The organism is Actinomyces sp. ICM39 (assembly GCF_000282935.1).
Taxonomy (GTDB): domain Bacteria; phylum Actinomycetota; class Actinomycetes; order Actinomycetales; family Actinomycetaceae; genus Pauljensenia; species Pauljensenia odontolytica_B.
Map to the genome: position 1 here is coordinate 20,803 of NZ_ALCB01000140.1, position 7,050 is coordinate 27,852.

The following is a 7,050-nucleotide window of genomic DNA, read 5'->3' on the forward strand; positions in this document are numbered from 1 at the left end:
TCTAGCGGTTGGGGCGGCGGGTGCGCGGTTGGTCCGCGCCTCGCCGCCTTTTCCATTATTTCCCGACCTCAACGAGGCCGGGGCCAACGAAGGTCACGGCCTCCAGGCGGGGTCGCACTCGGGCGCGCCGTAGCGGTCGTAGAGCTCGTCGGGGCGCGCGATCTCGTCGGCGAAGCCGAGGGCGCTCATGTCGACGACGGTGTCGGTCTGCGCGCCGGGGGCCTCGAGGTCGCCGACCTCGTCGTGGGCGACGAGGACTCGGGCGCGCACGCTGACCGGTGCCATTTCGGGATTGTTCCAGGTTGCACGGGTGATCGCGTCGAGGGCGCGCGTCGCTGTCTCGCGCTCGGACAGCGCGTCCGAGGAGGCCACGACCACGTCGATGGATACGAGGGAGGGGCGCCCGAAGCCCTCGCCGACCTCGACGTGGACGACGCGGCGCGGCGCGCGGGCCTCACCTGCATCGGCGTCGTGCGCACGCACAGGGAAGCCGGAGTCGAGCGCCGCGGTCGCCAGGTCGACGAAGCGCTGTGTGCGCCCGGTGCCCCTCGTCGAGGACAGGGCGCGCCACGCGATGCCCGCGCCCAGGGCGCCCACGCCGAGCGCGCCGATCATGAGCGGACCGGCGATCTGCGGGAGCCGCCCGCGCAGGCCGGAGGAGGCTGCCTTGTTGACGGGGGTCGAGACGCGCATCCATCGGCGCACCTCGCGCAGGGGGGCGTTGGGGTCGGTCATGACCTGTCCTTTCTCAGGGAGGAGAGGGCGGAAGCGATGCGCGCCGGGAGGGCCGCGCGGCGCCGGGCTCGGGCGACGCGGGGCAGGCGGGGGGCCGTGACCGCGTAGTCGATCGGATAGGTGGCGGATTCGTAGGAGCTGGCGCGTTCGAGTGCGGCAACCGTGTCCCACGTGCCCTCAGCGGTCGGGGTCAGGATGTCCTGCCAGATCTCGTAGTGCATGACGCGGGTGTCCTCGCCCGGGGTGGGCAGGAAATCCTGCAGGGCCGCCATTGACGAGGCCAGCCGACCCCACGGGGTCACGCGCACCTTACGCTCGAGGAGACGGACGGTCTCGGTGTAGGTCGAGGAGGAGTGCGCGTAGTAGAGGGGGCGGGTACGAGGCCTCACGAGGCTTCGTCCGACGGTGACGCGCCGGTCGGGGGCACGGTCGGGCGAGCCGTCGAGGCTCGGCATGACGTCCTGGTCGTGGTAGACGGCGACGGTCACCACGTCGGGGCGCACGCGGATGCGCCGGTTCGGGCCGCCCGTGGATAGGATGCCGCCGACGTTGACCCCGGCCTCGTCGGGTGGGACGGAGGCGAGGGCGGCGGCGACGATCCCGCCCTGGGAGTGGCCGCAGATGAGGACGGGTTCGCGCGCCCATCGATCGGCGGGCACGCCGTCGCGTTCCATGGCGGCGTGGAGGGCGCGCACGACGCCGACGCTCATCGCGCTTTCCAGGCCGAGCATGAGTCGGATGTTCGTCTCGGCGTCGGCCGGGTTGTTCGTGGAGCGCCACGTCATGGACTCGGTGCCGACCAAGGAGAGAAGCCAACGGCGAGCCTCGCCCTCGCCGACGCGGGTGATCTTCACGGCCGGGCCGATCGTGCGCGACCAGTAGAGTTCGTCGATGTCGGCGCACATGTCGGAGAGAAGCGCGGGCGGATCGACGCGGCGGATCTGGGCCTCGGGGTGGCCGGGCAGCGGGTCCTGGAACGCAGGGTCGGCGTCGGAGTCGCGCAGCAGAGCGACATGGACCTCGCCGCCACGCAGGGCACCCACGGCCGTGCCGATCGTCAGCATTCCGGTCATGAGGGCGTCGTATCCGCGCCTGGGGATGAGGGGCAGCATGCGGGCCATGCGCCCGTCCCTGTCCGCGCCGACGGCGACGACGGCTTGCGCCCAGGCGCGCCCCACGGTCGCCGTGCGCCGAGCGACGTGCGAGAGGGAGCGGATGAGGAGGGTGTCGAGGCCGGGGTTATCGAAGAAGATGCGCTGCGATTTCTCGCTGATCGCTGTGCCCATGTCGTCGGAGAGGGAACGCGCGCGGGTGCGAACATCCTGCGGCAGGGCGGAGATTTCCGCGAGCGCGCCGACGGCGACCGTGGCCGCGAGGGCGGGCACGACGGGGGCGACTTTAAGGCGCAGGTAGAGGCCGGGGTAGGCCTGGGGGACGCGGCGGATCGCGCGGTAGCGCCGACGCGGGCGTCGCTTCATGTCCCCTCCTTCACCTTAGTGCTGCCTCCACCCTACGGCGGGCCGGGCCTGGGCGCGCCTCATTGAGGGATGCGTGTCGCCACCCCCACAGCGCTCGTTGACGGCACCCCCTTGACACCCATACCCCCTAGGGGTACTATCATTTCCATGAGCAACGAACACGGCTACCACGGCAACACCGAGAATCATCTCGCGCGCCTGCGCCGCATCGAGGGCCAGGTCCGCGGCCTGCAGCGCATGATCTCGCAGGGTGACTACTGCATCGACATCCTCACGCAGGTCTCGGCCGTCCAGTCCGCACTCGATTCGGTCGCGGTCAACCTGCTCAAAGACCACATGAACCACTGCGTCGTCACGGCGGCGCGCGAATCCGACGAGGCCGCGCAGGCCAAAGTCGACGAGGCGGCCGCGGCCATCGCGCGCCTCATCAAGTCCTAATAACAAGGAGACATCATGACCACCGAGATCGATCGCACCATTGAGCTGTCCGTCGACGGCATGACCTGCGGCCACTGTGTGATGAGCGTCAGCGAAGAGCTGAGCGAGATCCCCGGCGTGAAGAACGTTGACGTGATCCTCAACTCGGGCGCCACCTCCAAGGTGACGGTCCTGACCGACACCCCCCTGGACGACGCGGCGCTGAGCGACGCGGTGTCCGAGGCCGGCTTCAAGCTGGTCGGCATCTCGCGCGACTTCTGAGGATTTCCACGCCTCACCGACGAGGCCGGGGAACCTTCCCCGGCCTCGTTTCCTTTCACCAAATACATACCCCCGGAGGGTACCCATGTCCACTGACTCCGTGACGGCCACTCCCAAGGCCGCCTCTTATTCCCCCGAGGCCACCCCGGCCTCGGCCCCGACCCCCCAGGTCGGCGAGGGCACCCGCGCCCACGCCGCCGACCTGCGCCGACGCCTCATCGTCTGCGCGCCACTAGGCATCCTCGCGATGATTCTGTCGATGGTGCCCGCCTGGCAGTTCACGGGGTGGCAGTGGGTCGTCGCGGCGGCCTCGATCCCGGTGGTCACGTGGGGCGCGTGGCCCTTCCACCGGGCGGCCTTTGCGGCGGGTCGCCACGGCTCGACGACGATGGACACGCTGGTCTCCCTCGGCGTCATCTCCTCGACGCTGTGGAGCTGGTGGGCGCTGCTGTGGGGCGGTGCTGGGATGCTCGGCATGCGCATGCACATGAGCCTGATCCCGCGCGCGGCGCACGCCGGCCACGCGGAGATCTACTTCGAGGGCGCGTGCATGATCGTCGTGTTCCTGCTGACGGGCCGCTACCTGGAGGCGCGCGCACGCTACCGCGCTGGCGACGCGCTGCGCTCGCTGCTGCGCATGGGCGCGAAGGAGGCGACGCTCGTGAGCGTCGATCCCGCGACCGGCGAGCGCACGGAAACGGTCGTGCCCGCCTCATCCCTGCAGGTCGGCGACCTCTTTGCGGTGCGCCCGGGCGAGAAGGTGGCAACCGACGGCGTCATCGTCGAGGGTTCCTCCGCCCTGGACACCTCGCTCCTGACGGGCGAGTCCGTGCCCGTGGACGCCGCCCCCGGCGACGCGGTGACTGGCGCGACCGTCAACACGTGGGGGTCCCTGCTGGTGCGCGCCACGCGCGTCGGCTCGGATACGACGCTCGCGCAGATCGGGCGCATGGTCGCCGAGGCCCAGGCCGGCAAGGCCCCCGTCCAGCGCCTCGCGGACCAGATTTCGGGCGTGTTCGTCCCGATCGTCATCGCCGTCTCCCTGCTCACCCTCGGGGGCTGGCTGCTTGCGGGCGGCAGCGTTCAGGCCGCGTTCACGGCGGCCGTCGCCGTCCTGGTCGTGGCGTGCCCGTGTGCGCTCGGCCTGGCCACGCCCACCGCAATCCTCGTCGGGTCGGGGCGCGCCTCGCAGCTCGGCATCCTCATCAAGAACGCGGAAATCCTCGAGCAGACGCGCTCAATCGACACGATGCTGCTCGACAAGACGGGCACGGTGACCACGGGCGTCATGTCCCTCGAGTCGGTCGCGGTCGCGCCCGGCGCGGGAAGCTCCCCCGAGGTGGACGAGGACTCGGCCCTGTCCCTTGCAGCCTCCGTCGAGTCCCTCTCCGAGCACCCCGTCGCCCGCGCGATCACGTCGGGTGCATCGGACCGCGGCCTGTCACTGGAGCCCGTGACGGCGTTCGCGAATCAGCCCGGACTCGGCGTCGTCGGCATCACCGCCCAGGGCGGCGTGCTGGTCGGTCGCCCGTCGTGGCTGGCTTCCCTGGGCATCGACGTGCCCGCTTCCCTTCTCGAGGCCGTACGCGAGGCCGAGGCCTCGGGTGCCTCCGCCGTCGTCGCGGCGCTCGCGCCAAACCTGGGTTCCGCTGCATCCTCCTCCCCGGAGTCGGCAGCCGCCACGCCCGAGGCGCCCGCATCCATCACACTGCCCGGCCCCGACGCCGAGCTGCCCCTCGCGACGCTCACCATGAGCGTGGGCGGCATGACCTGCGCGTCCTGCGTGCGCCGCGTCGAGCGCAAGCTCGGCAAGCTCGACGGCGTGAAGGCCGAGGTCAACCTGGCCACCGAATCCGCGCGCATCACGCTCACCGCCCCGCACAGCGACGAAGAGCTCGAGGCCGTCGTGAACGCCGCCGGCTACCACGGCACGGTTACCTCCCGTTCTGAGGCCGCATCCTCCGACGGCGCACCCGCGGCTGGCGGCAACGCGGGTGGGGATACCGGTACCCCCACCCAGCCCGGCACCACCCCGGGCGCGGGCGAGCGCGAGGGGGCCCCGGCCTCGTCCCTGGTGATCCCCGAGCGCGTCGAGGGCCGCGCGATTGCCACACTCGTCGTGCGCGACACGGTCAAGGAGTCCTCCGCGGATGCGATCGCCCAGCTGCGCGAGCTTGGCATCGAGCCGATCCTGCTGACCGGCGATAACGAGGCGGCGGCCCGCCACGTCGCGGGTCAGGTGGGCATCGAGCGCGTCATCGCGGGCGTCCTGCCCGACGGCAAGCGCGACACCGTCGCCGATCTACAAGCCGAGGGGCGCACGGTCGCGATGGTGGGCGACGGCGTGAACGACGCGGCCGCCCTCGCGCAGGCCAGCGCGAAGGGCCTGGGCATCGCAATGGGCTCGGGCACGGACGTGGCGATCGAGGTCGCGGACATGACACTCATGAACTCGTCACTCACCTCGGCGGCGACCGCGATCCGAGTGTCGCGCCGGACGCTGCGCATCATCAAGGAAAACCTGTTCTGGGCGTTCTTCTACAACGTCCTCATGGTGCCGCTCGCGATCGCTGGGCTCCTCTCCCCCATGCTTGCGAGCGCCGCGATGGCGTGCTCGTCCGTGTTCGTGGTCCTCAACTCGCTGCGCCTGCGCACGGCGAAGTAGCCGCACAAACGGCACGAGTGCCGCGTGGCCGGACATCCGGCTGCGCGGCACTCGGTGCGTCACGCGTTTACTTCTGGTGGTATCGGGGACTGGTTCCAATGTGCGGTACGTTGGATAGAGCAGAGGCGTATGCAACTGACTCATCAAATCCGCGGTAGACGTAGGAATCGGCCATGTTCACACCGAGGGGGTTAATGACTGCGTCTGCGAGATCCAATTGCTCCTTGGGTGTAGGACGGCTACCCGTGCCTTTGTCAGCTAAGGGGTTCTCATCGGGGTACTGTGACGGGTCTGTTCTCATCAAGGAAGCGCCATCAATTGCCCCGTAGCCGGTGTACTGGTTCCAGTCATGGTTGGGGTTGAGGCTATTCTTCACGAGGAGTTGGAGCAGCTGATTGGTGCTCGCGTTGGGCCATTTCTGTCGTGCCATGGCCATGAATCCGGCAGCTATTGCGGTAGCGTTAGATGTTCCCTGAGTGGTGGTGATGGCACCGGTGTCCACGCTGCGAACATTGATGGGGCCTCCGAACGCTGCGGTTGTAACACCAGGACCGTAGGAGGAGTAGGTGGCAAAAGACCTATCAGCGTTGATTGCGGATACTCCTACGACGCCTGACCAGCGGCCTAAGCTATCGGTGTCTTCTGCTCCGTTGTTTCCCGCGCCTGCCATGATGATGACTCCTTCATTCATGGCGCGAGCCACTGCCCACATGAGGCTTGGTGACCGATCTTCGCTGGTCGCGGAAATCGAAATGATCTGCGCACCGTCATCAATGGCTTGGTTGATGAGGACATCGAGGTTTGCTCGATAATCTGTAGCTGTTTCACAACCGGTTGTGTCATCTGGCCACCCACCGGCTTGATAGGTGTATAACGTTGCGTCGGGCGCGACACCGTATTTCTGGGAGACCAGAAGGGCAGCCATTTGGTTACCGTGATCCTTCTTGTCTCCCTTGGCAATGATCGTACACCGGCTCTTATCGGTTATGTTGGCGCCGGCCAGTTCCGGGTCGCTGAGGTTGACGGGGCTGTCAATGAGGGCAATGATCACACCCTTGCCGGTATAGCCCTTCGCTCGTGCTTGGTCAAGGTGGTAGTAGGAGAAGTACTCCTGCGAGGTGATCTCGTCCGCGTACGCGGGAGCCGGGGCCGCCGTCAGTGCGCCCGCACTCAGCGCGAGGGCGCAGGCGGCAGTTGTCAGAGCACGCACGGAGTTGCCAAAGAAGGTCACCATTGGCGTAGGTCCCATCCGTCGTCCTCCCGCTTGGCGGGAGCGATGGTGCGGTCTGTTCCGTAGGTCTGGGACAGGGGGTTGACGTAGCCTGCGGGCAGATCATCCTCATCCTCATCCACCGTGAAAGCCACGTACTTGCGCTTGCGGCCCTTCTTGTCGTCCTTGCCCATGCCGCCGCCAGCACCCGCGCCGCCGCCCATGAAGCCGCCGCCAGCACCCGCGCCGCCGCGACCGGCAGC

General features: G+C 68.6%; 6 protein-coding genes and 1 pseudogene. 3 read left to right on the forward strand and 4 right to left on the reverse strand.

Features of this window, described 5'->3' with window-relative positions; genetic code table 11:
- Positions 1-93: 93 nt before the first annotated feature.
- Together HMPREF1137_RS09005 and HMPREF1137_RS09010 are read right to left on the reverse strand one after the other, a co-directional pair.
- Entirely contained in the window at positions 94-735 is a 642-nt protein-coding gene (locus HMPREF1137_RS09005) for a hypothetical protein (protein WP_009054621.1), read from the reverse strand.
- Complete coding sequence (locus HMPREF1137_RS09010) at positions 732-2,213, reverse strand: alpha/beta hydrolase (protein WP_009054608.1); 1,482 nt, start codon at positions 2,211-2,213, stop codon at positions 732-734. Before HMPREF1137_RS09010 ends, HMPREF1137_RS09005 begins: the two co-directional genes overlap by 4 nt.
- 147 nt (positions 2,214-2,360) lie before the next feature.
- Here HMPREF1137_RS09010 and HMPREF1137_RS09015 point away from each other — a divergent pair, with 147 nt between their 5' ends.
- The 3 genes from HMPREF1137_RS09015 to HMPREF1137_RS09025 all read left to right on the forward strand — a co-directional run bounded on the left by HMPREF1137_RS09015 (position 2,361) and on the right by HMPREF1137_RS09025 (position 5,577).
- Positions 2,361-2,651: a metal-sensitive transcriptional regulator gene (locus HMPREF1137_RS09015; RefSeq protein WP_009054594.1), complete on the forward strand. Its 291-nt coding sequence runs from the start codon at positions 2,361-2,363 to the stop codon at positions 2,649-2,651.
- Positions 2,652-2,666: 15 nt separating this feature from the next.
- On the forward strand, positions 2,667-2,912 hold the full coding sequence (locus HMPREF1137_RS09020) for a heavy-metal-associated domain-containing protein (RefSeq protein WP_009054619.1): 246 nt from the start codon (positions 2,667-2,669) through the stop codon (positions 2,910-2,912).
- 85 nt (positions 2,913-2,997) lie between these two features.
- Positions 2,998-5,577 carry a heavy metal translocating P-type ATPase gene (locus HMPREF1137_RS09025; protein WP_009054636.1) on the forward strand — a complete coding sequence of 860 codons (2,580 nt, stop codon included), beginning with the start codon at positions 2,998-3,000 and terminating at the stop codon, positions 5,575-5,577.
- 67 nt (positions 5,578-5,644) lie between these two features.
- Here the strand turns inward: HMPREF1137_RS09025 and HMPREF1137_RS09030 are convergent, their stop codons facing one another.
- Together HMPREF1137_RS09030 and HMPREF1137_RS10475 are read right to left on the reverse strand one after the other, a co-directional pair.
- On the reverse strand, positions 5,645-6,811 hold the full coding sequence (locus HMPREF1137_RS09030) for a S8 family peptidase (RefSeq protein ID WP_009054627.1): 1,167 nt from the start codon (positions 6,809-6,811) through the stop codon (positions 5,645-5,647).
- Positions 6,805-7,050: pseudogene (locus HMPREF1137_RS10475) on the reverse strand (hypothetical protein); the annotation flags it as partial. The pseudogene HMPREF1137_RS10475 and the gene HMPREF1137_RS09030, both read right to left, overlap by 7 nt.